The sequence below is a fragment of the Rahnella sp. CG8 genome (genome assembly GCF_023701875.1).
In the GTDB taxonomy this organism is placed as follows: domain Bacteria; phylum Pseudomonadota; class Gammaproteobacteria; order Enterobacterales; family Enterobacteriaceae; genus Rahnella; species Rahnella aceris.
Map to the genome: position 1 here is coordinate 17,340 of NZ_JABAED010000036.1, position 25,679 is coordinate 43,018.

The following is a 25,679-nucleotide window of genomic DNA, read 5'->3' on the forward strand; positions in this document are numbered from 1 at the left end:
TACTAGGTTTGCACCGTCAGCGATGTGGCACCGCGATTGCATAAATTTTCCTTACCAGGTGAGATTGAGCAAAACCGGTGCCCGATCAGCCCATTCAGACTGGCAAACAGTGATGCGGAGATAAATTCATGAAGCTCGCGGTGCAAGAGAGTGCAGTGTCTTTGCGGGAAACGACCGTTGATGGTGCGTTTGATCAGCTTTTCGCTCAGACCTCGCGCCTGGGGTTTGACGCCCTGATTTACGACTACACGCCGGTACCGCGTTCGCTTGAGGGCGAGCTGATCACACCGTCGCTGTTGCGGATGTGTAATGTGCCCGGCGACATGCAGCGGTTATGGCTGGAGAACGGGTATTATCAGGTCGATCCGGTGCAGCATTACGCTCTCGAAAGCTGCGCACCGTTTGTCTGGTCTTATCAGCGCCCGGACAATACCTCGCTGCAAAACCGCCTCAGTGACCTCAACAAACCGGTCACCCATTACATGTGCGATAACAACATGCCGAGCGGCGCGACGGTGCCGTTGCATTTGCCAAATGGTGGATTTGTGACGGTCACCGGCATTCACACCGGTGCGGGACATGAGCTGGATATTCATGATGTATTGGCCGAACTGAGCCTGCTGGCGCTGACCTTTCAGGAGTGCGTGTTTCCGCTGTTCGACAGCAGCATTCTCACCTGTCGCCACGTGCGCTTAAGCAAGCGCGAACGCGAATGTCTGACGTGGGCGGCAGAAGGCTTAACCGCCAAAGAGATCGCCCGCAAACTCAACCGGTCGATTGCCACCGTCACGCTCCATCTCAATACCGCCGCCCGCAAACTGGGGGCCAGTAACCGTGTGCAGGCCGTGGTTCGCGCGATGCATTACCGTTTACTCGACAGTTAATCTGCCCTGTTTTCTATCTTTTTTACTAGCTGTTCAACGCCGCCCCGATGTTTACCCTGTGGTTATTATTCACCGACAGGGGAAACAAAATGTACAACATCACTGAAGGCTATGCGCCGTTTCAGGAATACCAGACCTGGTACCGCATCTGTGGCGATTTACACAACGGCAAGACTCCGCTGGTTATTGCTCACGGCGGCCCCGGCTGCACCCATGATTACGTTGATGCCTTCCGCGATATCGCCGGAACCGGCCGCGCGGTGATCCACTACGATCAGATTGGTAATGGCCGCTCGACGCACCTTCCCGACAAACCCGCCGGCTTCTGGCAGCCCTCGTTCTTTCTGGCGGAACTGGATAATTTGCTGCGCCATCTGGGCATTGAAAAAGATTACGCGCTGCTCGGCCAGTCCTGGGGCGGCATGCTCGGTGCCGAACACGCCGTCATGCAACCTCCTGGCCTGAAAGCGCTGGTCATCGCCAATTCACCGGCCTCGATGGAACTCTGGTTGCAGGCCGCCGCCCGCCTGCGCAGCGAACTGCCGCCGGAGGTTCAGGAAACCTTACTGGCACATGAAGCCGCCGGAACCCTCAACAGCGCAGAATACAAAGCGGCGTCGCAGGTATTCTATGCCCGCCATGTCTGCCGTCTCGATCCGTGGCCGGAGGAGGTAAAACGTACCTTTGCGGCGATGGACGAGGATCCGACGGTGTACCTCGCCATGAACGGCCCGACTGAATTCCATGTCATTGGCAGCATGAAAGACTGGACGGTGATCGACCGCCTGCCCGCCATTAACGTGCCGGTATTGCTGATTTCCGGCCGCTACGATGAAGCCGCTCCCGACGTGGTGCAGCCGTTCGCGGATTTAATCAAAGGCGCTGAATGGGTGATTTTCGAGAATTCGAGCCACATGCCACACGTCGAGGAACGGGAAGCCTGTATGAAATGCGTCGGGGAGTTTCTGGAGAGCAACAGCTCCCGCTGATGACGTATACAGGCTGCTTCTGGCTTATCCCGAAGCAGCCTGAGGGAATATTCTTTATGCCCCGATGACTCACAGCAATTAACGGCTGACACCGGGCGATTGCCCGGTAATGCGCTTATAAGCCCGGCTAAACGCAGCCTGTGAGGTATAACCCAGACGAAATGCCACGTTCTCGATAGAAATCTTGCTGTCTGAGAGCCACTGCGTGGCGAGTTGCATGCGCAGTTCCGTCACGTAACGCAACGGCGATACACCAATCATCGATTGAAAACGCGCGGCGAAAACCGAGCGCGAGATGTGCGACTCTGCCGCCAGCTCCGCGACGGTCCAGTTCCTGCCCGGATGCCGGTGCAGCGCCAGAATTGCCCTAGCCAGCCGGGGTTCCCGCAATGCAGCGGCAATGCCTGAGGCATTTTCACATCCACATTCCACCCACCCGCGAACAATCATTGCCGCGGCAACTTCCGCAAGCCGGGCCAGAATGCCTGCAAAGCCGATGCGGCCGGAGCATATTTCACGTTTCATCGAATCCATCACCGGCAACAGTCCGGGATAGCGTTCGCCTTTGGCATCCGCCACCATGGTTTCCGGCATCAGTTTACCCAGACTTTGCATTCCGCCCAGATCAAACGCCATGCAGCCATAAAAAAGAATCGCGCCCGGTATCGTATCCCTGCTCGGGCAGGTATCCACACCACTCACGGCTTCCCCTAATGGGGCGACATCGAAGTCGTCAATGTCCTGAGCGGTATGGCCGGGTTCAGAAAGAAGCTGATGTGCCATTCCGTGCGGCATAAAAATGACATCACCGGCAGACAATGGATGGAGCGCGCCATCCCCGGTTTTAAGAACAGCGGAACCGACGGCAAGATAGTGAAAATAAGCATGTCCGGGCCTCGGTTTGAACGCCATGCCAAATTCAGAGCCGGTCTGGATGCGGCGATATTGCACACCACGCAGACGCATTCCTGTCAGGAGTTCACTGATCAGGTCAGAAGAAAGGGCAAAGGGATCGTGCTGGGTCATTTCAGGAGTAATAGTCAAAAAACAAGGATTTCGAATCATAGATCATCTCAACCATCCTGCCTAGACTCTGCGCTACGTTAATCTTCAGGAACATTTGAAATGAATCATAAAACAGAGGGCTCAGCGCCCGCGACCCAACAAGATGTACAACAGGCTCCGCCAGCATGGATGGCAGTCTTCTCCCTCACCATGGGCGTGTTCGGTTTGTTAACAGCAGAATACCTGCCAGCCAGCCTGTTAACGCCCATGGCCTCAGACCTGCAGGTGACGGAAGCATTGGCCGGTCAGGCGGTGACGGTCACCGCGGTTATCGCGCTGTTCGCCGGACTGCTGGTACCGGGCCTGACCCGTAAGCTTGACCGCAGAACCGTTCTGTTAAGTTTTACTGTGCTGATGATCGCCTCAAACCTGCTGGTCGCCCTTTCCTCCAGCCTTGCCGTGTTGCTGGTGATGCGGATCCTGCTTGGCGTCGCGCTGGGCGGATTCTGGAGTATGGCCGCAGCGGTTGCGATGCGGCTGGTTCCGGAGAAACTCGTGCCGCGGGCACTGTCGGTTATCTTCAGTGGTATTGCGGTGGGAACCGTCGTTTCCGTGCCGCTGGGAAGCTTTCTCGGTGAACTCTATGGCTGGCGCAGCGCGTTCATTGCCGCGGCTCTGGTGGGAGGAGTCACTCTTGCTTTTCAGTGGTTCACATTACCGCGCATGGCGCCCCGTCAGGTTACACATATAGCATCAGTCTTAACATTGCTGCGCCGTCCCGGCATTGCCACGGGGATGTCCGGCTGCGTGCTGGCACATACCGGCCAGTATGCCCTGTTTACGTATATTCGCCCTTCTCTGGAAAGCGTGAGTCATGTAGATGCGGGCGGACTGGCCCTGCTATTGCTCGGATTCGGTGTGGCAAATTTTGCGGGCACATTGCTGGCCGGATGGATAATGACTTACAGCCTTCGCCTGACGCTGATTGTGATGCCTTGTTTAGTCGGTATCGCGGCGCTGGGGATGATATTACTGCCCGTTCAGATCACCGGACTCACGCTGCTGGTTTTGCTGTGGGGGCTGGCATTCGGCGGTGTCCCCGTCGCCTGGTCAAACTGGGTAACCCGCTCGGTGCCCGATCAGGCTGAGAGCGCAGGAGGCATGGTGGTGGCTGCCGTGCAATCTTCTATCGCGGCCGGTGCGGCACTGGGAGGCGTCATGTTCGGACTGGGTGGGATCTCCGGGGTATTTATCACGGCAGGTATTGTGATGTTAAGTGCTGCGCTGATCATTGCCTTGTGCGTCAGGGTTGGCCTGTCCGGTGACGGCGCAGAAACCCCGTCCCTCCAGCACGAATAGCGTCAGGGAAATAGGCTGATGAACATTCAGTAAATTCCTAAAAACAGCTAAAATTAATTCCACATAAACATTGTTACCATCATATCCGAATACTCAATTTATCATCATGTTAAAACTATTTCCGGTTCATTTCCCTGAACCGGATTGAGCTATAACAGTTTTATTAAAATTGAATATACGTTTTAGGGATAAAATTTACTCCCGGCGGAGTAAAAAATACAGATTAAATATAAATCCTTAAAAATCAATAAACTACACCATGCTGGCGACAATGTTTTTAATTTCTATCATGCGCAGGCGGGAAATAAAATCAATTTCGCTTCACGAAAAAAACAACAATTAACCCATTGAATTTTAATGATAAAAATGAAAATAACCTGAACTGTTATAGTGTATTTTCACCAAACTGTATCTACCCCGCAAAATAATATCAGTGCACAATCCTTTCATCTTAATCACGTATAAATCACAAGTGTACTCTGTATGTTAATTTTAATTAACGTGTCCCACTTTCTCCACAGGGGATGTCAGCAATGTTTGGATTAGATGCTTTTCACCTGGCAAGAATACAATTCGCATTCACCGTGTCTTTTCACATCATATTTCCTGCCATTACGATCGGGCTGGCCAGTTTTCTTGCGGTGCTTGAAGGGATGTGGCTGAAAACCGGCAACCGCAGTTACCGGGATCTGTATCATTTCTGGTCCAAAATTTTTGCTGTTAACTTTGGCATGGGGGTCGTGTCAGGTCTGGTGATGGCCTATCAGTTCGGCACCAACTGGAGCGGATTCTCGCAATTTGCCGGTAGCATTACCGGCCCTTTACTGACCTATGAAGTGCTGACCGCATTTTTCCTCGAAGCCGGTTTTCTGGGCGTGATGTTGTTCGGCTGGAACCGGGTGGGGCCTGGCCTGCATTTCTTTGCGACCTGTATGGTGGCGCTGGGCACGCTTATCTCCACCTTTTGGATCCTGGCATCGAACAGCTGGATGCATACTCCGCAGGGCTATGAAATTGTCAATGGCGTCGTGGTGCCGACGGACTGGTTTAAGGTCATTTTTAACCCGTCATTTCCTTATCGTCTGTTCCATATGTCCATCGCGGCTTTCCTCGCCAGTGCGTTCTTTGTGGGGGCTTCCGGTGCCTGGCACCTGCTTCGCGGCAATGATACGCCAGCGGTTCGGAAAATGTTTTCCATGGCATTGTGGATGGCGCTGATCGTCGCCCCCATTCAGGCAATGGTCGGTGACGCCCACGGACTGAATACGCTGGAATATCAGCCCGCCAAAATTGCGGCCATTGAAGGGCACTGGGAAAATCCGCCCGGGGAAGCCACACCGTTAATTCTTTTTGGCGTCCCGGATATGGAGCAGGAACGCACGAAATATGCGCTGGAGATCCCTTATCTGGGCAGTCTGATCCTGACACATAGCCTGCAAAAACAGGTGCCCGCGCTGAAGGATTTTCCGAAAGAAGATCGTCCCTATTCGCCGGTAGTTTTCTGGTCTTTCCGCATCATGGTCGCGCTCGGTCTGCTGATGATCACGGCAGGCGTGCTGGGTGTGTGGCTGCGTTATAAAAAGCGGCTTTATCAGTCCCGCCCGTTCCTTTGGTTCACGCTGCTGATGGGACCTTCCGGTCTGATTGCCCTGCTTGCGGGCTGGTTTACCACTGAAATTGGCCGTCAGCCGTGGGTGGTTTATGGCGTTCAGCGCACCCGCGATGCCGTCTCCGCACACGGTGAAATGCACATGAGCCTCAGCCTGTTAGCTTTCCTGCTGGTGTACTCGTCCGTTTTTGGTATTGGCTACGTTTACATGATGCGTCTTATCAAAAAAGGGCCGGTGACCGGTGAAGGTGATGAGGTTTCTCACGGTGGACCAGGTAAGCCAAACACACCGGCGCGTCCGCTGTCTGCGGCGCAGGAAGGGCTGAGCAATCCTGAGGGAAGTAAAAAATATGATTGATTACACTATTATATGGTTTGGAATTATCGTATTTGCGAACCTGATGTACATCGTAATGGATGGCTTTGATCTGGGTATCGGTATTTTATTCCCGTTCAATAAAGACAAAACCGAACGCGACATGATGGTCAACACCGTTGCACCGGTGTGGGACGGTAATGAAACCTGGCTGGTACTGGGCGGCGCGGCCTTATACGGCGCTTTCCCGCTGGCTTATTCAGTGATCACCGATGCACTCACCATTCCGTTAACCCTGATGCTTTTCGGTCTTATTTTTCGCGGCGTGGCGTTTGAATTTCGCTTCAAGGCGACCGAAAAGCACCGTCCGTTTTGGGACAAATCGTTCATTGCCGGTTCCATCGTGGCCACCTTCAGTCAGGGCGTGGCCGTCGGCGCAGTGCTTAATGGCTTTGAGGTGACAGGCAGAACGTATAGCGGCTCAGCGTTAAGCTGGCTGGCCCCCTTCCCTATTTTTTGTGGTATCGGGCTGGTGGTCGCCTACGCGCTGCTGGGCTGTACATGGTTAATCATGAAAACGGAAAATGCCCTGCATCAGAAGATGTGCCGTCTGGCTAAACCCCTGGTGATAACGCTGCTGGCGATCACCGGTGTGATCAGCATCTGGACGCCGCTGACCCATGCCGATATTGCTCATCGCTGGTTCAGCATGCCGAATCTGATCGCCTTTCTGCCGGTGCCGGTACTGGTCTTAGCCTGTACCGGGGGAATTTTGCGGGCGATAAAAAGTCACGCGCACTATATGCCGTTTCTGCTGACTCTCGCGCTGATTTTCCTCGGATTTTCGGGGCTTGGGATCAGCATCTGGCCGAATATTATTCCGCCGGCCATCTCGATTTGGGATGCGGCATCGTCAGAGAAAAGCCTGGCATTTATGCTGGTTGGCGCGGTGTTCATCATCCCCGTGATCCTGATTTATACCTTCTGGAGCTATTACGTCTTCCGGGGGAAAATCAGGGAAAACGAAGGCTACCATTGATCGCAACAGTATCGGGCGAAATGACCGCATTTCGCCCGGTTATCACCGGAGGTTCCTGATGCAGGATATGACCGTTAATAGTAAGAAGCCCTTCTGGAAACGCGTCGTCTGGCTGATCGTCATTTATTCATTGAGTGTTTTATCACTGGCCGTGGTGGCATTCTTATTCAGAATGATGATGACGGCAGCCGGAATGAAGTCGCATTAAAAATACGATGTCAGATGCAGCGAACGTTGTCACCCTTGCCCGAAAATCTTAATCACCGCATCCAGATGTTCCTTCATTGCCTTCTTCGCTGCACGACTGTCACGGGCCTCCAGCGCGGTCAGGATCTCGAGGTGCTCAATCTCAGAACGGTGCGGCATGTCCTGCGGCGTGTAGTGTAATTGCAGGCTGCGGAACATGGTGCCATAACGGTGGCCGAGCAGGTGGGCGATGATGAAGGCATAAGCCGGATTTCCGCTGGCCTGCGCAATACGGATATGGAACAACCGGTCGCCGGGATGCGTTGCCGAGCCATTGCGGTTATCGCGACAGTTTTGTTCATATGCCTGCCTGATCGCCGCAAGTTCGGCGTCAGTGGCATTTCTTGCCGCCAGCGCGGCGGTTTCCGGCTCTATCAGACGACGGGTTTGCAACAGCGAAAACGGTGGCAGTTCAGCCGTAAAATCCAGCTCAATATTCAGCTCATCATCCACATCCGCCCACTGATTACGCCCCGCCTGCGACATCACCGGCTCCTGTGAAGGCGTGACCGGAACGGCAGGTTGCTGACGGACAATGACGCCGTTTCCCACCCGCACATCCACCAGCCCGATCACTTCCAGCGCAATCAGCGCCTCACGCACCGACGCGCGGCTGACCTGTAACTGACTCGCCAGTTCACGCTCGGCCGGAAGACGGCTGCCGGGCGGAAATTCTTTGTTATCAATTAACGTTTTAAGCTGGTCAGCTATCTGCCTGTATATTCTGGGATTTTCTAATTTTTTTATCGGCATCGGACACCTGAGGTCAATTCTCATTAAGTGATTCAGCTAGCATTTTCCGGACAAAAATCTTGCTGATTTGTTTTATGCATGTAAAAAATTGGTTAACCGAAATGGCGTTTTAAGCAGAAGCTTGCCGAACATCTTAACAAAAAGCACTGCGTTTAACGCGTTTTTTTCACCTCCAATGGCCTGACCATTAGGCCTTTAAAGCACCTTTTAGGGAGAATTGTTATGAACCTGGCCGGGAAAAAAGTTCTGATCACCGCCGCCGGACAAGGCATCGGTTTCAACACCGCCACGCTGTTTGCCCGTGAAGGCGCAGAGGTGATTGCCACCGACATCAACATCGACGCATTACACAATATTCCCGGCATCACCCCGCGTCTGCTTGATGTGACCGACCCGCAGGCGATTGCTGCGCTGGCAGAAGAAACCGGCGCGCTCGATGTGCTGTTCAACTGCGCCGGCGTGGTGCACAGCGGCGATATCCTGACCTGCACCGAACGCGAATGGCAGTTTGCGCTCGATCTTAACGTCACCGCGATGTTCCGCATGATCCGCGCTTTTCTGCCCGCCATGCTTGAGCGCAACCACGGTTCAGTGATCAACATGTCTTCCGTCGCCTCCAGCATCAAAGGTGTGCCGAACCGCTTTGCTTACAGCGCTTCAAAAGCGGCCGTGATTGGCCTGACCCGTTCTGTTGCAGCGGATTACGTCACCCGCGGCATTCGCTGTAACGCGATTTGTCCGGGCACGGTGGAATCGCCGTCCCTGCGCCAGCGCATCGCGGCACAGGCAAAGGCCGAAGGCCGCAGCGAAGCCGAGGTGTACGCGGCGTTTGTTTCCCGCCAGCCGATCGGGCGCATCGGTAAAACCGAAGAAATCGCCCAGCTTGCGCTGTATCTGGCTTCCGACGCCAGTTCATACACCACCGGCACGGTTCAAATTATTGACGGCGGCTGGAGCAACTGACACGCCAGCGGCTTTAAACATTTGATTTTCACCGATCTGACTTTCACAGAAGGACACTGACCCATGAAATTATTACGTTACGGCAACGCAGGTTCTGAGCGCCCCGGCCTGCTGGATGACAACGGCACGTTGCGGGATCTCAGCGCACATATTGCCGACATCAGCGGCGAATTTCTGCAGCCTGAAACGCTGGATAAACTGCGCCAGCTCGATCCGCACACGCTGCCACTGGTCGGCGGTGAACCACGTCTGGGTGCCTGTGTCGGCAAGGTGGGGAAATTTATCTGTATCGGCCTCAATTACGCCGACCACGCCGCCGAAACCGGCGCGGAGATCCCGAAAGAACCGGTGGTTTTCAGCAAATGGACCAGCGCGATGGTCGGGCCAAATGACGACGTGGAGATCCCGCGTGATTCTGTCAAAACCGACTGGGAAGTGGAACTCGGTGTGGTGATCGGCACCGGCGGGCGCTATATCAGCGAAGCCGATGCGATGTCGCACGTCGCCGGTTACTGCGTGATCAACGATGTCTCTGAGCGCGAATTCCAGATTGAACGCGGCGGCACCTGGGACAAAGGTAAAGGCTGCGACACATTCGGCCCGACCGGTCCGTGGCTGGTGACAGCGGATGAAATCCCTGACCCGCACCAGTTGAATCTGTGGCTGGAAGTTGACGGCAAGCGCTGGCAGAACGGCAATACGCGCACCATGATTTTCCAGATCCCCGAAATCATCAGTTATCTCAGCCACTTCATGAGCCTGCAACCCGGTGACATCATTTCTACCGGCACACCGCCGGGCGTCGGACTGGGGCAAAAACCGCCGGTGTACCTGAAAGCCGGTCAGGTGATGCGGCTTGGGATTGAAGGTTTGGGTGAGCAGCGCCAGAAGACAGTGCAGGCATAACCCTTTACAGCTAAAGGAATTTTGCGATGACAACGATTACCGCTTTACGTGTTGAAGATGTGCGTTTCCCGACCTCGCTGGCGCTGGACGGTTCGGATGCCATGAACCCGGATCCGGATTATTCCGCCGCGTATGTGATTTTAGACACTGACACTCAGGCGCTGAAAGGCCACGGCCTGACCTTCACCATCGGGCGCGGCAATGAAATCTGCTGTGCGGCGATTAAAGCGCTGGAACATCTGATCGTGGGCCGCGAACTGGCGGACATTACCGCCGATATGGGCCAGTTCTGGCGCGATTTCACCAGCGACAGCCAGTTGCGCTGGATTGGTCCTGACAAAGGCGCAATCCACCTGGCGACCGGCGCGGTGGTTAACGCGGTGTGGGATTTATGGAGCAAAGCCGCCGGTAAACCGCTGTGGAAACTGGTGGCGGATATGTCACCGGAAGAGCTGGTGCGCTGCATCGATTTTCGTTACATCACCGACTGCATCACGCCGCAGGAAGCGCTGGCCTTATTGCAGCAACGTGCCGACAACAAACCCCGGCGCACGGAGAAACTGCTGGCGGAAGGCTACCCGTGCTACACCACGTCAGCGGGCTGGCTCGGCTATCCCGACGATAAACTTCGCCGTTTATGTCAGGAAGCGGTCGACGCCGGTTTCGATTATCTGAAACTAAAAGTCGGGCGCGACCTGGAAGACGACATCCGCCGTGTGCGCATCGCCCGCGAAGTGATCGGCCCGGACCGCAAACTGATGATCGACGCCAATCAGGTATGGGAAACCAACGACGCCATCCCCTGGGTGAACGCCCTCGCCTTTGCCAACCCCTGGTTTATCGAAGAACCGACCAGCCCGGACGACATCGAAGGCCACCGCAAAATCCGTCAGGGCGTTGCACCGGTTAAAGTCGCCACCGGCGAAATGTGCCAGAACCGCATCATGTTCAAGCAGTTCATTATGCGCGAAGCCATCGACGTGGTGCAGATTGATGCCTGCCGCATGGGCGGCGTCAACGAAGTGCTGGCGGTGATGCTGATGGCGGCCAAATACAATCTGCCGGTGTGTCCGCACGCGGGCGGCGTCGGGTTATGCGAATACGTGCAGCATCTGTCGATGATTGATTATCTGTGCATCGCAGGTACGCACGAAGGCCGCGTCATCGAATACGTTGACCATCTTCACGAGCATTTTGTGCATCCGTGCGACGTCCGGGGCGCGGCCTATATGCCGCCGCAGGCACCGGGATTCTCCATTGAGATGCATCAGGCGTCGATCGAAAGATACCGCCATCACACCTGACCTTAATGATCGAAAAAGCAGCAAGGAGAACGCCGATGATGCGAATCGACAGCCACCAGCATTTCTGGCGCTACATCCCGCAGGATTATCGCTGGATAGGCGATGACATGGCGGTGCTGAAACAGGATTTATTGCCGGAGATATTGCGGCCTGCGTTACAACGTCACGATATTCAGGGCACGGTTCTGGTTCAGGCCTGTTCCTCTGTGCAGGAAACCCGCTGGCTGCTGGAGATCGCAGAGCAAACCGACTTTGTGCATGCCGTGACCGGCTGGGTGGATCTGCCATCACCCGCACTGCAACGGGATCTGGAGGCGATTTCACACCCGCTGCTGCGCGGCTTTCGTCATCAGGTTCAGGACGAGTCTTCACCTGCGCAGTGGCTGGAAAATCCGACCATCAATGCGGGTATTCGCCAGATTCAGCGGCAGGACTATGTCTATGAAATTCTGGTGACACACCGCCATCTGCGCGATGCCGTGCAGTTCGCGGCAAAGCATGACGGGCATTTTCTGGTGCTCGATCACTTCGGCAAGCCGGATCTCAGCCGGGGTGCAGCGTACTGGAAGCAGCAGATTGCACCGCTGGCGGGGTTAAAACACGTCAGTTGCAAGCTCTCGGGGTTGCTGACCGAGCCGCGTCCGGCAGGTATGCCAGCCCGCGATCTGTTGCCGTATTTCGATGCCGCACTGGACGTTTTCGGTGCCGGACGCCTGATGTTTGGTTCCGACTGGCCGGTGTGTTTACTGGCAGACGGGGATGAAAATCCGTGGGATTTATGTGAACAGGCCACGGCCGCACTCAGTTCTGACGAGCAGGCAGCCATTTATGGCGGCAATGCCTGCACGATTTATCGATTACAGCCTTTACCGATTACAGGAAATGACTGATGAATCTGCATCTGCAAAATAAAGTGGTGATGGTCACCGGTGGCGGTTCCGGTATCGGCGCGGCGATTTCGCTGACGCTGGCGGAAGAAGGCGCGGTTCCGGTGATCATCAGCAATACCGAACCGGCCAATGAACTGATGCATAAACTGCAACAGCTTTCGCCACAGGCCAGTTTTGTACTGACTGAACTGCGCGACGAAGCCAGTTGCAAGGCAGCGGTGAATGAGGTGCTTACCCGCTACGGCAGCATCGACGGGCTGGTGAACAATGCCGGTGCCAACGACAGCGTCGGGCTGGATGCCGGTCGCGAAGCCTTTGTGCAATCGCTCGAGCAGAATCTGATCCACTATTACCTGATGGCGCACCTGAGCCTGAACGCCCTGCGCGCCAGCCGGGGAGCTATCGTCAATATCAGCTCAAAAACGGCACTCACCGGACAAGGCAACACCAGCGGTTACGCTTCGGCCAAAGGCGGCATTCTGGCGCTGACCCGCGAATGGGCAGCGGCGCTGCTCGGCGACGGTATCCGCGTGAACGCGGTGATCCCGGCGGAAGTCATGACGCCGCTGTACGAACGCTGGATCAAAAGCTTCGACCATCCCGAAGAAAAGCTGCAACAAATCACTTCGCATATTCCGCTGGGACAGCGTATGACCACGCCGCAGGAAATCGCCAACACCGTGGTGTTCCTGCTCTCTTCCCGCGCCTCGCACACCACCGGCCAGTGGCTGACCGTGGACGGCGGTTATATGCATCTCGACCGGGCCTTAACATGAAACGCCGCTATTGTCAGGCGCTGGATCTGGCGGACGATCCGGTGCTTATCGAAGAATATCAGCGTTATCACCGCGAAATCTGGCCGGAAATTACCGCGCACCTGCGCCGCTATGGCATCGCAGACATGGAAATTTACCGGCTGGGCAACCGCCTGATGATGGTGATGGAAACCACGGAAGATTTTGACAGCGGACTGTTCGAACGCCGCAGTCTGGAGGATCCGAAAGTCTGCGAATGGGAAGCCCTGATGTGGAAGTATCAGCGCCCTACGCCGTGGACGCCCGCCGGTGAAAAGTGGGTGGAAATGGAGAAGATTTTTTCGCTGGCTGATCAGAAATAGCTATACATCTCCCTGCTATGAGGGAGAAACCGTTTTTCACGTTATCTGACATAAAAAATCAGCCACCTGAGCTGACCCCCTACATGCGTCACCAGATACTGAGGAATACAACATGCTCGCCGATAAAACTGCCGCGCCCGCTTATGCGCAGCGCAAAACGACGTCCGGTTTCCGACTGGCGTTCATACTGGTCACCACGCTGTTTTTCCTGTGGGGTTTATCCTACGGGCTGCTGGATGTCCTGAATAAGCATTTCCAGGACGTGTTGCACGTCAATAAAGCCCAGTCCGGTCTGCTACAGGCCGCCTATTTCGGGGCGTATTTTATCATCGCCCTGCCCGCCGGTTTCTTCATGGACAGGTTCGGTTATAAAGCCGGGATCCTGGTGGGTCTGTGTCTGTATGCCCTGGGCGCACTGTTGTTCGTGCCCGCCGCCTCCGCAGGCAGCTTCGGCATGTTCCTGTTCGCATTGTTCGTGATCGCCCTCGGTCTGGGCTGTCTCGAAACCGCCGCTAACCCGTTCGCTACCGTTCTCGGCGATCCGGCCGGAGCCGAACGCCGCCTGAACCTTTCTCAGTCCTTCAACGGTTTAGGTCAGTTCATCGGCCCGATCATCGGTGGTTCACTGTTCTTCTCCGCCACACAAGGCACCACGACGGACGGATTGTCCTCGGTGAAAACCACTTACGTCGCCATCGCCGTGTTAGTGCTGCTGATTGCCTTCCTGTTCGGACGCACAAAATTGCCGGACATCCGCGAGCAAAGCGCTCCGGAAGATCACGGTATCGAGAAAGGATTGTGGCAGCACGGCCATTTCACCGGCGGCGTCATCGCACAATTCTTCTACGTCGCGGCACAGGTTGGCGTCGGTGCCTTCTTCATTAACTACACCACCGAACACTGGCACACGCTGTCGAACCAGAACGCGTCGTATCTGCTGTCTGTCGGCATGATCAGCTTTATGGTCGGGCGTTTCTTCAGCACCTGGCTGATGGGCTTTGTCCGCCCGGCCACGCTGCTGGTGGTCTACGCCATCATCAATATTGTGCTGTGCGGCGTGGTGGTGGCCGGTATTGATAACGTCTCGGTGATTGCACTGGTGGCGATTTTCTTCTTTATGTCGATCATGTTCCCGACCATTTTCGCGATGGGCGTCAAGAACATGGGCAAACAAACCAAACGCGCCAGCTCGGTGATGATCATGGCGATTGTCGGTGGCGCGGTGATGCCGTATCTGATGGGCGCAATTGCCGACCACTACAACACCGCCGTTTCTTACGCCCTGCCGATGGTATGTTTCGCTGTGGTGCTGATTTATGCCGTGAAACAACGGGCGAAAGCGGCGATCTGAGAACGTTGTCATACAAAACAATCTGACTGCTCCCCCTCACCACACAGCCCCTCCTTAATACCCTTCGGGTGTCGGGGAGGGGTTGCAACCCTGCAAACCGCGTCATGAGTTTTAACATTCCTGTCATCCCTGATAGAAAAATCCTGTTTATACTTCATCGCTTATAAAGCTGGTTAATAACGCTGAAGGGTAAAAAAATGTCGATTCGTTCATTGCAGGCACTGTGTTTAACCAGTTTTTTTATTGCGGATGTTCGTGACGGGCTTGGGCCCTTTCTGGGGATCTTTCTGACACAACGCCACTGGCAGCCCGATGATATCGGCTTGCTGATGACCGCTGGCGGCGTGGCAGGGTTGCTGGCAACGCTCCCTGCGGGCTTCATGACTGATGCATCGAAAAACAAGCGGCTGATTCTGGCGCTGCTGTGCGTGCTGATCACCGGCACGACGCTGCTGCTCTGGCTCAGTCAGGCAAATGCCGTAGTGGCGTTTTCGCAGATCGTGAGCGGAATATGTGCTGCGTTTGTCGGTCCGCTGATCACCGGGATCACGCTGGGTCTGACCGGGCAAAAAGGCTTTAGCGCGCAGATGGGTAAAAATGAGGCGTTTAACCATGCCGGGAATTTTATCACCGCGCTGATTGCCGGAGGGATCGCCTGGTACTGGGGCATCGGCGGTATTTTCATTCTCATGACCTGCACGATGTTATTAACGCTCATCGCACTGACGGGCATCCGCCGCAGCGATATAGACGATGATGCCGCGCGAGGGCTGGAGTCTGGCGCATCCGCTCAGGTTCCCGATTTCTCGGTGCTGGCCCAAAATAAACCGCTGCTGATCACCGGTCTGACACTGTTGCTGTTTCATCTGGCCAATGCGGCGCTGTTGCCGATGCTCAGCATGAGAATCGCTGCGGCGCCCGGCTCCGTCAATCCCGGCCTGTACGCTGCCGCAACCGTGATTATTTCTCAGATGGTGATGATCCCGGTAGCAATCTGGACCGCCGCGCGCATCGACAGAGTCGGCTACTGGCGCCTGATTATGCTGGCGCTACTGATCATGCCCGTCCGGGCAGCGCTGGCGGCGAGTTCTGCCGCCCCTTTAATGATGGTGCCGGTGCAAATACTTGATGGTTTCGCGGCTGGCGTACTGGGCGTGGTAGTGCCGAGCTTTATTGTGGTGCTGCTGCGCGGAAACGGTCATGTCAACGCGGGCCAAAGCGTGGTGATGCTGATGCAGGGCGTCGGCGCGGCCATGAGCCCGGCCCTGACGGGTATGATTGCAGGGCATTATTCGTTCGCTACGGCGTTCAGCGTTCTGAGCGTTATCGCCCTGACGGGGCTGCTGATCTGGTGGCGATATGCCCCGTTACTTTCAACACAGTCTTGTATGGAGACAAGCTAAGTCGTCGGTCACGCGGGGCGAAGCAAGCGTAAACATAGCCTGCAGAATCAGGCCAGATTCAAACCGAACAGGCGGCTCAGGGCAATTCTGCCGCTGTCGGTGACGCTCACTTCACGATAACCCTGCGTGCGGGATATCCACGCTTTTTGCAGAAAAAGCGTCATTAATGCCTGCCCCGCATCGCCTCCGAGATGGAAGCGTCTTTCGCTCCAGTCAAGGCAAGGACAGCAAGCCTTGCGGCGCGGGCGCGGATTGAGCACCGCGCCCAGTCGTTGAAAATGGGCTTTCCCGGCCGGAGTCAGCGCGTAACCGTCCGCTTCAAGCCAGTTTTCCTGCAGCAGAAAATCGTAGATTTTTACCGCCAGCTCTCCGGCCAGATGGTCATAACAAGTTCGTGCATAACGCAGAACGACCGGCGTCCGCGACGCAAAAGTTTTGTGGTTATGCATGGAAACCCCCATCAGGTTTTCCAGCAATCCGGCGATATGGTGGCCCGCCAGGCTGTAATACCGGTGGCGCCCCTGCGTCAGGCAAATCACCAGCCCGTTGCTGAGCAGCCGGGTAAGATGACCGCTGGTTGTGGAGGCGGCGATGCCCGCCACCGCACTGAGTTCAGTCGCGGTCCACGCGCGTCCGTCCATCAGGGCACACAAAATACTGACCCTTGACGGGTCAGATATTGCTGAAGCCACCAGTGACATGGATTTTTCAAGAGACTCATCCGGCTCACTGTCGTATTCGGTTTGAAGAAAATTCATGCAGAAGGTATCGCCCATTGTTGAGTGACTTCAGCCGCCCGGATATCGTCATCCGTCAGCAGAATAAGCCGGTTATCGTGGTCGCTGTACTGTACCAGAATGTTAATGCCATTCCGGGCGAGTGTCTGGGGTAGTTTTCTTATCAGCGGGCGTGACAGCTTTCTCACGTCAAAGCCAGCATCAGTCAGAACCTGACGGGCTTTTTCACCGTCTTCTATCAGGAAATGCGCATGCCCCGCTTCTGCCGTGGAAAATACGCCGCCGCCCTCCAGCCCCACACCGTTCATGCCCAGAATACGGCCAAGGGAGGCCAGCGAACCGGGTGAATGGTCGAGGATCACGTGAATGTCATACATGCTGATGCGCTCCTTTACCGGAAGACTTGTCGGAAGAATAGTCACGAAATACACGGGCAACGCGTATTCTGTAGAATGAAAAAATCGACTGTTTACCCTCTTTCTGCGCGGCCAGATGCATCAGATTCTGTTTCCACCCTGCCACCGACTCTTCATCTTCCCACCATGATAATGAAAGGATTTTTCCGGGCGTGGTCAGGCTCTGGAATCTCTCGATGGAAATAAATCCCGGCGTGTCCGATAACAATGGTTTCAGTTCTGCCGCCAGTTCAAGGTACCGCTCACGCGCTTCGGGTACTGCATCTGCCTCAAAAAGTACTGCGATCATCGTTCTGCTCCTTCATGAATTTCGTTCAGCTTATTACCGGCAAAAATCAGATGCTTCGGTCAACACCGAAGTGTGTCTGTTCCCTGCGGGCAGGAACGGCATCCGGGGAGGCATGATCATGAATTTGTCTCATGTTCAGTGAATTTAAATCACTTTTTTTCACTCAATGACTCAGGCATAAAAGAGTCATCGCGATTCACTCTTAAAAATACGAAAACGACTGAAATAACGTAGATTTTTCAGCAGCCGGGACACCTGATAACAATGAATAAAAAACTGACATTTACCCTTAAAAGCATCCGTTTCGACGAGAATTATAACCCCTCGGAAAATACGCGTATTACCACCAATTTTGCCAATCTGGCAAGGGGTGAAAAACGCCAGGAAAACCTGCGCAACACCTTAGTGATGATCGATAATCGCTTCAATTCCCTGGCGAACTGGGATAATCCTAATAAAGACCGGTATTGTGTCGAACTCGATATTATTACTGCTCAGTTGAATATTGATGCTGAAGGCAAGGCCGACAGCTTCCCGGTGATTGAAATACTGAAAACAACTATCGTTGATAAAAAAACCCACCAACGCATTGCAGGCATTTTAGGAAATAACTTTTCCTCCTATGTGCGTGATTATGACTTTAGCGTTTTACTGCCAGAGCATAATAAGGATCAACCTGAATTTAGCCTGCCGGATAATTTTGGCGAATTACATGGGAATATATTCAAACAATTTTTAAAATCAGCGACTTACAAAGATAATTTCACTAAAACACCGGTTATCTGCCTGAGTGTTTCCAGCAAAAACACTTACTATCGCACGGGAAATAAACACCCTGTATTAGGCGTTGAATATCAGCAGGATGAACTCTCCCTGACTGATGAATATTTCGCAAAAATGGGATTACGGGCGCGGTATTTTATGCCTGAAAACAGCGTTGCACCTCTGGCATTTTATTTTTCTGGCGATTTGCTCAGTGATTACACTAATCTTGAGCTTATCAGCACCATCAGCACGATGGAGACTTTTCAGAAGATTTATCGCCCTGAGATTTACAATGCTAATTCTGCGGCAGGATTACAGTATCAACCCAGCCTGAATTACCAGGATTATTCTTTAACCCGTATTGTTTATGACCGGGAAGAACGTGGCCATCTGGCTATTGAGCAGGGGAAGTTTACTGAAGAATGCTTCATCAAACCTTACCAAACTGTTCTTGAACAATGGTCTGCCCATTCCGCTCTCTGATTAACCATAAAAAATATAAGGTCACCTGTGTATGAAAAAATTATTACCGACATCGACTGCGGGCAGTTTGCCTAAACCTTCGTGGCTGGCACAACCTGAGGTGCTCTGGTCCCCGTGGAAATTGCAAGATCAGGAATTAATTGACGGCAAAAAAGATGCCCTGCGTTTGTGTCTGGAAGATCAACAGCAGGCAGGTATCGATATTGTCAGTGACGGCGAGCAAACGCGTCAGCATTTTGTCACGACCTTTATTGAGCATCTCGAGGGCGTTGATTTCGAGAAACGTGAGACGGTTAAGATCCGTAATCGCTATGAAGCGAGTGTGCCGACAGTTGTTGGCCCGGTGAGTCGCAAAAAGGCCGTTTTTGTTGAAGATGCGAAGTTTTTGCGCCAGCAAACCACACAACCGATCAAATGGGCTCTTCCGGGGCCGATGACGATGATCGATACGCTTTATGACAACCACTATAAAAGTCGCGAGAAACTCGCCTGGGAATTTGCCAAAATTCTCAATGAAGAAGCCAAAGAATTAGAGGCTGCTGGCGTCGATATCATCCAGTTTGACGAACCGGCCTTTAACGTGTTCTTTGATGAAGTGAATGACTGGGGCATTGCCACGTTAGAAAGAGCCATCGAAGGGCTGAAATGTGAAACGGCTGTGCACATTTGCTACGGCTATGGCATCAAAGCCAATACCGACTGGAAAAAAACGCTGGGCACAGAGTGGAGACAATACGAAGAGATTTTCCCCAAACTGCAAAAATCTAATATCGATATCATTTCACTGGAATGTCATCACTCGCATGTTCCGATGGAACTGATGGAGCTTATCCGCGGTAAAAAGGTGATGGTGGGTGCCATAGACGTGGCGACCAATACCATTGAAACCCCGGAAGAAGTCGCCGCAACGCTGCGGAAAGCCCTGCAGTTTGTAGACGCCGATAAACTCTATCCTTGCACCAACTGCGGCATGATTCCTTTACCCCGTGGCGTCGCCAGAGGCAAGCTGGATGCATTAAGTGCAGGCGCAGAAATTGTCCGCAAAGAACTGCTGGCTAAATAACGTCGCCAAATAGCCGATCACTTAAAAAGAATTTTGTCTGGGTTGCGCGATCATTTCGATCGCCAACTATCCGGAAACCCGCCTGAGGTGTAAGCAGCCCCGTTTTACGCCTGTTTGTTGTTTTGCCCGTGCGCTTTTTTACCCCTGTCACGGACGAAACTATTCCGATAAAGCGCGTAGCCGCGTTATGCCTTATAAGGCTGCGCGGCAATATCAATATCGATGTTAATCGTGTCACCGACCAACGACAGCAGACTGTCCATCGCGAAAGCAGAGCGGGAAATCGCCGTGTGTGCGTGCAGAATCAGGGACTTCGCGCTGGCGTCATTCATAACAGCATCCAGCACAACCGGTCTTTGGATATTTTTGATAGTCAGCATGCCAAAAATCTTAAATTGCCCATTTCCCGACTGCGTGACTTTTTGACTGGTGAACGTGACCCAGGGATAACGGTTTTCATCAAAGAACATACTGCTCTTTAACTGATGCGTCAGCAGCAGGTTCGAAGCCTCCAGCGAGGAAACCGGAATTCTGACATCTATATGATTCTGCATGTTTTGCTGATGATCTAAAAAAGCATCGCCGGATACCTGCGATAAATTCGCCTGCGAGGGATGTGTGCTGAGCATGACCCACGACAACGTAATGGTTGTGCGATCTGCGTTGATAACATAATGCTCCGGGGTGCCGGAGAAAGACAAAGATGCATAACTCATTGATAAAATAAATAAAAACACTCGCAGCATGAGGGGTTCTCCAGAGGTTGACTCTGAGTAAACGTTTCAGCTGTTGTTTCTATTCGGTTGAAATCAGTATTAAGGCAAAAGCAGTGATGCACTGAGCATATCCTGCCCCGCCCCCATCAAATCCGAACGGAGCGCTTCCACCACTTCAGGGTCGAGCCCACCGCGCGCTGCGGTCTCCTGCATTATGATGAGGCTTTTTTCCGGCGAATATGCCGGTTTGTAACAACGGGCTTCACGCAGCGCGGCATAGCAGTCGGCGACCGAAATAATGCGCGGCCCGAGATCGAGCTGTGCACCGCGCAGATGGAAGGGATATCCCTTGCCGTCCGGCCGTTCATGATGAAAGCTGGCCATCCGGGCGATGTCCTGCATGCCGGCAATCCGCGAAAGAATTTTCCAGGTGAACTGCGGGTGTATATGGATCTGGCGGCGTTCGAAATCCGTCAGAGGCTGCGCTTTGGTGAGCAAGGCGGCGGGGACAACCAGTTTACCTAAATCATGCAGCAAACCGGCGACGCGGATCCGCGCGACACCTTTTTTAGAAAACCCGTACATTTGCGCAAGCCTGGCGGCGATACCTGCCACCACAACAGAATGTTGTGCGGCTGAACGGCAATGCAGGTCAATGACGACAGCCAGCAGGGCAGACAGTTGCGTCATTTCCTTGTCACTTAACACACGGTCAGCAAAGGGTGAAAAGGACGCGGCTGTACTGATAAGCGTGGCGGAGGCGAATTCCGTCCAGAATTCCTTTTCCAGTCCAAGCTCGCGTAACGCCAGCATGTCGTCGAGCAGGTAACGGGATCCGATGGAATCACACAGGGTTTCGACCGCGCGCACCGGATAATGACCGCGTGGAAATTCATGCAATGCCAGTAAATCCAGATTATCGGCCAGATCCAGCAGGCGGTTTTCTGAATGCTGCCGTCCTCTTGCGACGATCAGACCCGCGCTGTCGGCCAGTAACGGGATATCCGCAAGTTGGCTGGCGCAATCGTGCGGAGCATGTGCCCCCCTGCTGATATCACGTAAAAGTGCAGCAATGAACAACCGCTGTTGTGCCAACGGACTGAACTGGCGCTGACGGGCAATATTCATCACGATATAAGCACGCCGCACACCACGATGTCCGTTTTCAGGGCTTAACAAGTCCAGCGCAGAAGAAAATCCGATAAGAAAATCCGTAAAGGTAACGTCCACGTAACCACTCCCACTCATTCAACAATGCGAGAAGGAAACCGGATTTCGGGATGACAGACAATTTAATTGCCCAAAGTGGGTATATATAGGTTTTTATTCCTTAATGGTATCTTTAACAGATATAATAATTGGCTTTTTTCCCCTATGCTGGCTGAAGTTTTTACCTATACCTTTCACAGATTCTGACCGCGGAATGTAGACTGTATAATATTAATCTTAGCGGTGTGTAAATCCGAACGGGTTTGATGTGGCTTTACTTATTACTGTCAGGATCAGATGAAGTATCTCATTGATAACGAAATAGAATTCAACTCAGACGATGGTACATTGCACTATCCTGCCAGCCAGGACGTGATCAAACTGACACTCCCGGCCGCACGGTTGCTGGAAGAATTTCTTTCATCTGAAGGGCGTGATCTGACGCGGGAATATCTGCTGGAAACAGTCTGGGACAAGCACGGCCTGCATGCTTCCGGCAATAATCTTAACCAGTACGTCAGTATTGTCCGCCGCAATCTGGCGCTGTTTGAATGCCACGAACTCATTATTACCCTCCCCAAAGTCGGTTTTAAACTGAATCCGGCGGTCAGTGTGCAACGCCTTGATGCGCCACCGCCTGCCGGGCAGGCACCGGCCTCCCCGCCTCCGCTCAGGGTGCAAACACCCGATTCAGTTTCTGCTCCGGTTAAACCTGCACGGCGTGCTCTTTTTATTCTGCTCTGCCTGCTGGTTCTGGTTAGCCTGTCTTTCGGCGCGTGGAAATACGACGACGCCACCAACGGAATGACCGAAATAAAACAGCCCGACACCGGCTGCGATATTATTTTCCTTAAAGATATTTCGGACGATGCCAAAACTGCGGTGCTGGAACGGGTCAGTCACACACTAAAAACCAATAACCTGACGTGCAACAAAACCAACGTGCTCATTTATAACAGTGAATTATCCTATTCATCTCAAAACAACGCCCGAACACTGTTGTCCTTATGCACTCTTGGTAATAATAATGAGATTATTTCGTGTGATAACTTCTATCACTATAAGTGGATCAAACCATGATCATGATTAAAAAGAAGTGGTTCTATGCCACCGTCGCAACTGTTTGCGTCATCGCAGCAACCGTTCTTTATTTATGGCCATCCAAAGATATTCCTACCTTAAAATGTAAAGCCTTCGGTAAAGTGAATATGGATATTGAGCAGGGGCAACTGGTTTTTTCTATTGTTGAAAGCCTGCAATTTTACGATAAAGACAAAGGTATTATTCAGTACGAAGGCTATGTAAAGTCGGCCAAAGCCAGTACCTATCTTGAGCGTACCGTCTATCTCAGTCATGGTGTCAAAGTGGATAATAAAACCTATCATTTCACCATTGACAAAGTGACGCCGTCACCTTTGGATAACACGCCAGATACTGATTTCGACCAGATGTGGCTGGAAAACACGGGCGATAATGCCTCACTCAACATTGGTGTTAAGAAGATACGGGACCAGGCGTATGTGGTAAGCAGTACCTATTCCCCGCAATTTGTTTGTGTCGCGTACTGAACACGCCCGCATTCTTCAGGTTATTCATCTTTAATAAAAGTAAAATTAAGAATAAAAACCTATTTATGTTGCAATCTGACATATAAATTGATGACGATGGCCGGAAGAGTGTTTTATAGCCACTCACTGACGGGGTATCCGTCTGGCGGCAGAGTGGCAAAGACTGCTCAGCGCCGATCACTTAAAAAATAGGTAAACAAATGCGTACTAACACAATCAAACTGACTGTCGCTGGCAGTGCAATTGCGGTATTTATGGCTTTCTCTGGCCAGACTCAGGCTGTTGAACTGGGTGTAAAAGCGGGCACAAATTTCACTGAACTGAACGCCGGTATGGGCGGTCAGACATCCGGTCTTTATGTCGAGGGTAACTGGGCGAAGAATACTCAAAATGGCCGCCAGATTGGTGGCGTGAGCACCGGTTTTAATATTCCGGCAGGCCCGGCAATGATTAATCTCGGCGCGAAAGCGCTTTATATGCAGGGTTCTACTTCTGATAATGAAGGCGTGGCATTTCCCGTCGGCGGCGGTATTACCGTCCCCTTCACCGACAGTCTGGCATTTTATGCAGAGGGTTATGCAGCACCTGATGCATTAAGCAATCGTGTAAAATCTTATTCCGAAGCCGATGCCGGATTTAGCTGGATCCCGGTCGCACCATTAAAAGTAAAAGCCGGTTACCGCTATGTTGGCCTTGACGGCACTGCGGGAAATCCTAATGAACGCATTATTGATGGTGCGTATTTAGGCGCAGAGATGGATTTCTGATTTAACGTTTAATGTGCTGCAAAGAGTGCACATTGCATTGACCCGGAATGTGCACTCTCCTGTTATTTTTCAGGGCTGAAAAAATAAATCCGTTATTGTTTCACCAGTACCGGCTGTTCACGATATTCCGCCGGGAAATATTGCTTTAAATCTTTAATCTTCGGCAGATCGTTCACCACAATATACGGATAGTCCGGGTTATCGTTTAAAAAGTTCTGGTGATAAGCCTCAGCCGGATAAAAGTGCGCATTGCTTTCAACTTTGGTGACCAGCGGTTCGCTGTAACTGTGGCTGGCATTAAGCTGGGCGATGTACGCGTTCGCCACTTCCGCCTGCGCAGCGTTCAGAGGAAAGACCGCCGACCGGTACTGACTGCCGGTATCCGGCCCCTGACGGTTTAACTCGGTCGGGTTATGCCCCACCGAGAAGAAGATGTGCAACAGTTCGCCATACGTTACTTGTGTCGGGTCGAAGGTCACTTTCACCGATTCCGCATGACCGGTCTCGCCGGTACTGACCTGCTCGTAACTGGCCGTTTGCGCCACACCGCCAGCATAACCGGACACCGCGCTGGTCACGCCTTTTACATGCTGAAACACCCCCTGAATCCCCCAGAAACAGCCACCGGCAAACAGCGCGGTTTCGCTGTGTGCAGTGCCTGCTGGCTCATCTTTTGCCGGTGCCGGGATCACGACCGCCGGTTCAGCGCCCCCGCCCCATGACCAGGCATTATTTTCGAACACGAACGCAGACGCCAGCATCAGCCCGGCGATCAGGCTGTAGTGGCGAAAGTTACGCCGGTTTTTCGATGCAATTTTCATAGTCAATTTCCTGACAGATTAAGCTTGAGGGGTGAACGTCATGGCCAGCCCGTTCATGCAATAACGCAGACCGGTCGGCTGCGGACCGTCATCAAACACATGTCCCAGATGGCCGCCACACCGGCGGCAATGCACTTCATCGCGCACCATACCCAGCGAGGTGTCCCGGCTGGTTTGCGCCGCATCGGCAAGAGGTTGCCAGAAACTCGGCCAGCCGGTATGGCTGTCGAATTTGGTCGCTGAAGAGAAAAGAGCAAGGTTGCAGCCTGCGCAGGCAAACTCGCCCGCACGATGTTCGTTGTTTAACGGACTGGAATAAGGACGTTCGGTGCCTGCTTCGCGCAAAATACGGTACTGATCATCGCTGAGGCGCTGATGCCACTGGGCATCCGTCAGCATGATTTCGAATTTCGCAGGTTTTACCTGCGCGCCGGCATTGCGGGAAAACAGTGACGGGACCAGCCCCATCATGGCCGCGGCAGATACCGCGCCACTGCCCAGCAGGAAATTACGTCTGTTAATCATTTTTGCCACCGATCCGGTTGCTGTCGATGGCATCAGATTACAAGGGGAGGGATTACGGAATCCTCGCGGAGAGTTAACGGTTTTGTGATAAATGGGGGGATTGTTTTAACTCCCTCCCCTGCGAAGGGGAGGGTTGGGGTGGGGTATTAAGGTCAAAACCTAAGGTCAGAGTGGAAACGCAGATGG

General features: G+C 53.2%; 28 protein-coding genes. 19 read left to right on the forward strand and 9 right to left on the reverse strand.

Annotated features, from left to right (window positions below):
• Positions 1-128: 128 nt before the first annotated feature.
• Together HGO41_RS22850 and HGO41_RS22855 are read left to right on the forward strand one after the other, a co-directional pair.
• A complete protein-coding gene (locus HGO41_RS22850) occupies positions 129-884 on the forward strand; it encodes a LuxR family transcriptional regulator (protein ID WP_013577865.1) in 756 nt (251 codons plus the stop codon).
• An 89-nt stretch (positions 885-973) separates the two neighbouring features.
• Positions 974-1,873 carry a proline iminopeptidase-family hydrolase gene (locus HGO41_RS22855; protein ID WP_131637319.1) on the forward strand — a complete coding sequence of 300 codons (900 nt, stop codon included), beginning with the start codon at positions 974-976 and terminating at the stop codon, positions 1,871-1,873.
• Between the two features lie 78 nt (positions 1,874-1,951).
• Here the strand turns inward: HGO41_RS22855 and HGO41_RS22860 are convergent, their stop codons facing one another.
• On the reverse strand, positions 1,952-2,938 hold the full coding sequence (locus tag HGO41_RS22860) for an AraC family transcriptional regulator (protein WP_112197593.1): 987 nt from the start codon (positions 2,936-2,938) through the stop codon (positions 1,952-1,954).
• Between the two features lie 60 nt (positions 2,939-2,998).
• On the opposite strand from HGO41_RS22860, the gene HGO41_RS22865 reads away from it, so the two are divergent.
• The 4 genes from HGO41_RS22865 (at position 2,999) to HGO41_RS22880 (ending at position 7,409) form a co-directional block, all read left to right on the forward strand.
• Entirely contained in the window at positions 2,999-4,237 is a 1,239-nt protein-coding gene (locus tag HGO41_RS22865) for an MFS transporter (RefSeq protein WP_013577868.1), read from the forward strand.
• A gap of 533 nt (positions 4,238-4,770) precedes the next feature.
• Positions 4,771-6,204 carry a cytochrome ubiquinol oxidase subunit I gene (locus tag HGO41_RS22870; protein ID WP_013577869.1) on the forward strand — a complete coding sequence of 478 codons (1,434 nt, stop codon included), beginning with the start codon at positions 4,771-4,773 and terminating at the stop codon, positions 6,202-6,204.
• Positions 6,197-7,201 (forward strand): cytochrome d ubiquinol oxidase subunit II, encoded by a 1,005-nt coding sequence (cydB, locus tag HGO41_RS22875; protein WP_250981489.1) that lies wholly within the window; start codon positions 6,197-6,199, stop codon positions 7,199-7,201. The genes HGO41_RS22870 and cydB overlap by 8 nt, the downstream gene beginning before the upstream one ends.
• Positions 7,202-7,259: 58 nt before the next feature.
• The gene (locus HGO41_RS22880; RefSeq protein WP_013577871.1) at positions 7,260-7,409 is read left to right on the forward strand and encodes a DUF2474 domain-containing protein; all 150 of its coding nucleotides are present in this window, start codon (positions 7,260-7,262) and stop codon (positions 7,407-7,409) included.
• A 29-nt stretch (positions 7,410-7,438) separates the two neighbouring features.
• Here HGO41_RS22880 and HGO41_RS22885 read toward each other — a convergent pair whose 3' ends face one another.
• On the reverse strand, positions 7,439-8,200 hold the full coding sequence (locus tag HGO41_RS22885; protein ID WP_013577872.1) for a FadR/GntR family transcriptional regulator: 762 nt from the start codon (positions 8,198-8,200) through the stop codon (positions 7,439-7,441).
• A 222-nt stretch (positions 8,201-8,422) separates the two neighbouring features.
• On the opposite strand from HGO41_RS22885, the gene HGO41_RS22890 reads away from it, so the two are divergent.
• From HGO41_RS22890 to HGO41_RS22925, 8 genes are all read left to right on the forward strand, one after another.
• The gene (locus HGO41_RS22890) at positions 8,423-9,163 is read left to right on the forward strand and encodes an SDR family oxidoreductase (protein WP_013577873.1); all 741 of its coding nucleotides are present in this window, start codon (positions 8,423-8,425) and stop codon (positions 9,161-9,163) included.
• A gap of 63 nt (positions 9,164-9,226) precedes the next feature.
• Positions 9,227-10,069, forward strand: a complete 843-nt coding sequence (locus HGO41_RS22895) for a fumarylacetoacetate hydrolase family protein (protein ID WP_250981490.1) — start codon at positions 9,227-9,229, stop codon at positions 10,067-10,069.
• Positions 10,070-10,095: 26 nt separating this feature from the next.
• On the forward strand, positions 10,096-11,373 hold the full coding sequence (locus HGO41_RS22900; RefSeq protein WP_250981491.1) for an L-fuconate dehydratase: 1,278 nt from the start codon (positions 10,096-10,098) through the stop codon (positions 11,371-11,373).
• A gap of 35 nt (positions 11,374-11,408) precedes the next feature.
• Complete coding sequence (locus tag HGO41_RS22905) at positions 11,409-12,263, forward strand: amidohydrolase family protein (protein ID WP_250981492.1); 855 nt, start codon at positions 11,409-11,411, stop codon at positions 12,261-12,263.
• Positions 12,263-13,039 carry an L-fucose dehydrogenase gene (locus HGO41_RS22910; RefSeq protein ID WP_013577877.1) on the forward strand — a complete coding sequence of 259 codons (777 nt, stop codon included), beginning with the start codon at positions 12,263-12,265 and terminating at the stop codon, positions 13,037-13,039. Before HGO41_RS22905 ends, HGO41_RS22910 begins: the two co-directional genes overlap by 1 nt.
• Positions 13,036-13,380, forward strand: a complete 345-nt coding sequence (locus HGO41_RS22915; RefSeq protein ID WP_013577878.1) for an L-rhamnose mutarotase — start codon at positions 13,036-13,038, stop codon at positions 13,378-13,380. Before HGO41_RS22910 ends, HGO41_RS22915 begins: the two co-directional genes overlap by 4 nt.
• A gap of 112 nt (positions 13,381-13,492) precedes the next feature.
• Positions 13,493-14,731, forward strand: a complete 1,239-nt coding sequence (gene fucP, locus HGO41_RS22920; protein ID WP_013577879.1) for an L-fucose:H+ symporter permease — start codon at positions 13,493-13,495, stop codon at positions 14,729-14,731.
• A gap of 197 nt (positions 14,732-14,928) precedes the next feature.
• Complete coding sequence (locus HGO41_RS22925) at positions 14,929-16,134, forward strand: MFS transporter (protein ID WP_013577880.1); 1,206 nt, start codon at positions 14,929-14,931, stop codon at positions 16,132-16,134.
• A 47-nt stretch (positions 16,135-16,181) separates the two neighbouring features.
• On the opposite strand, the gene HGO41_RS22930 is transcribed toward HGO41_RS22925, so the two are convergent.
• The 3 genes from HGO41_RS22930 to HGO41_RS22940 are packed head-to-tail and all read right to left on the reverse strand — an operon-like array spanning position 16,182 to position 17,576.
• A complete protein-coding gene (locus tag HGO41_RS22930; protein WP_014416555.1) occupies positions 16,182-16,892 on the reverse strand; it encodes an ArsR/SmtB family transcription factor in 711 nt (236 codons plus the stop codon).
• Entirely contained in the window at positions 16,889-17,248 is a 360-nt protein-coding gene (locus tag HGO41_RS22935) for an amino acid-binding protein (RefSeq protein ID WP_250981493.1), read from the reverse strand. Before HGO41_RS22935 ends, HGO41_RS22930 begins: the two co-directional genes overlap by 4 nt.
• Complete coding sequence (locus tag HGO41_RS22940; RefSeq protein WP_013577883.1) at positions 17,241-17,576, reverse strand: antibiotic biosynthesis monooxygenase family protein; 336 nt, start codon at positions 17,574-17,576, stop codon at positions 17,241-17,243. The genes HGO41_RS22935 and HGO41_RS22940 overlap by 8 nt, the downstream gene beginning before the upstream one ends.
• Positions 17,577-17,840: 264 nt before the next feature.
• Between HGO41_RS22940 and HGO41_RS22945 the strand changes: the two genes are divergently transcribed.
• Both HGO41_RS22945 and HGO41_RS22950 read left to right on the forward strand, forming a co-directional pair.
• The gene (locus HGO41_RS22945; RefSeq protein ID WP_250981494.1) at positions 17,841-18,824 is read left to right on the forward strand and encodes a DUF1852 domain-containing protein; all 984 of its coding nucleotides are present in this window, start codon (positions 17,841-17,843) and stop codon (positions 18,822-18,824) included.
• 31 nt (positions 18,825-18,855) lie between these two features.
• Positions 18,856-19,887: a methionine synthase gene (locus HGO41_RS22950; RefSeq protein WP_013577885.1), complete on the forward strand. Its 1,032-nt coding sequence runs from the start codon at positions 18,856-18,858 to the stop codon at positions 19,885-19,887.
• A 185-nt stretch (positions 19,888-20,072) separates the two neighbouring features.
• Here the strand turns inward: HGO41_RS22950 and HGO41_RS22955 are convergent, their stop codons facing one another.
• Both HGO41_RS22955 and HGO41_RS22960 read right to left on the reverse strand, forming a co-directional pair.
• Positions 20,073-20,633 (reverse strand): YceI family protein, encoded by a 561-nt coding sequence (locus HGO41_RS22955; RefSeq protein WP_013577886.1) that lies wholly within the window; start codon positions 20,631-20,633, stop codon positions 20,073-20,075.
• 69 nt (positions 20,634-20,702) lie between these two features.
• Positions 20,703-21,833: an HD-GYP domain-containing protein gene (locus HGO41_RS22960; RefSeq protein WP_250981495.1), complete on the reverse strand. Its 1,131-nt coding sequence runs from the start codon at positions 21,831-21,833 to the stop codon at positions 20,703-20,705.
• Positions 21,834-22,109: 276 nt separating this feature from the next.
• Between HGO41_RS22960 and HGO41_RS22965 the strand changes: the two genes are divergently transcribed.
• From HGO41_RS22965 to HGO41_RS22975, 3 genes are all read left to right on the forward strand, one after another.
• Positions 22,110-22,892 (forward strand): winged helix-turn-helix domain-containing protein, encoded by a 783-nt coding sequence (locus HGO41_RS22965; RefSeq protein WP_131637335.1) that lies wholly within the window; start codon positions 22,110-22,112, stop codon positions 22,890-22,892.
• 2 nt (positions 22,893-22,894) lie between these two features.
• Positions 22,895-23,380, forward strand: a complete 486-nt coding sequence (locus tag HGO41_RS22970) for a FidL-like protein (RefSeq protein ID WP_250981496.1) — start codon at positions 22,895-22,897, stop codon at positions 23,378-23,380.
• 200 nt (positions 23,381-23,580) lie between these two features.
• Complete coding sequence (locus HGO41_RS22975) at positions 23,581-24,147, forward strand: YfaZ family outer membrane protein (RefSeq protein WP_250981497.1); 567 nt, start codon at positions 23,581-23,583, stop codon at positions 24,145-24,147.
• A gap of 92 nt (positions 24,148-24,239) precedes the next feature.
• On the opposite strand, the gene msrA is transcribed toward HGO41_RS22975, so the two are convergent.
• Both msrA and msrB read right to left on the reverse strand, forming a co-directional pair.
• A complete protein-coding gene (msrA, locus tag HGO41_RS22980; protein ID WP_014416561.1) occupies positions 24,240-24,968 on the reverse strand; it encodes a peptide-methionine (S)-S-oxide reductase MsrA in 729 nt (242 codons plus the stop codon).
• A gap of 18 nt (positions 24,969-24,986) precedes the next feature.
• The gene (gene msrB / locus HGO41_RS22985; RefSeq protein ID WP_013577892.1) at positions 24,987-25,493 is read right to left on the reverse strand and encodes a peptide-methionine (R)-S-oxide reductase MsrB; all 507 of its coding nucleotides are present in this window, start codon (positions 25,491-25,493) and stop codon (positions 24,987-24,989) included.
• Between the last annotated feature and the right edge of the window lie 186 nt (positions 25,494-25,679).